We start from the raw sequence: 356 nt of genomic DNA on the forward strand, positions 1-356 counted from the left end.
GAACGCCCTGCTCGCCGACCCCGACCAGGTCAATGTCGGGCATCTGCTGCAGGACGGGCGGATCGGCCTGTACGTCGTCTCCGCACTGGCCCGCAGACACGGCATCTCGGTCCGGCTGCAGGCCAACATCTACGGCGGGGTGCAGGCGGTACTGATTCTGCCCGCCGGCCTGCTCGGCACCGACCAGGCGGGGCTTCCGCAGACCGCGGGGGCCGCGGCCGCCCCGGCGCCGCCCGTACCGCTGCCGCCGGTGCCGCAGCCGGTACCTCCGCAGTCCGTACCTCCGCAGTCCGTATGGTCGCAGCCGGGACCTCCGCCCCCGCCCCCGCCGCAGCGCGAGGCCACGGCTCAGCCGC

1 pseudogene is annotated in these 356 nt (G+C 75.3%); it reads left to right on the forward strand.

The features are described 5' to 3' along the window. Positions 1 to 356 (forward strand): annotated as a pseudogene (locus tag J0695_RS44735) (ATP-binding protein); the annotation flags it as partial.

The organism is Streptomyces beijiangensis, assembly GCF_017315755.1.
Classification (GTDB): domain Bacteria; phylum Actinomycetota; class Actinomycetes; order Streptomycetales; family Streptomycetaceae; genus Streptomyces; species Streptomyces beijiangensis.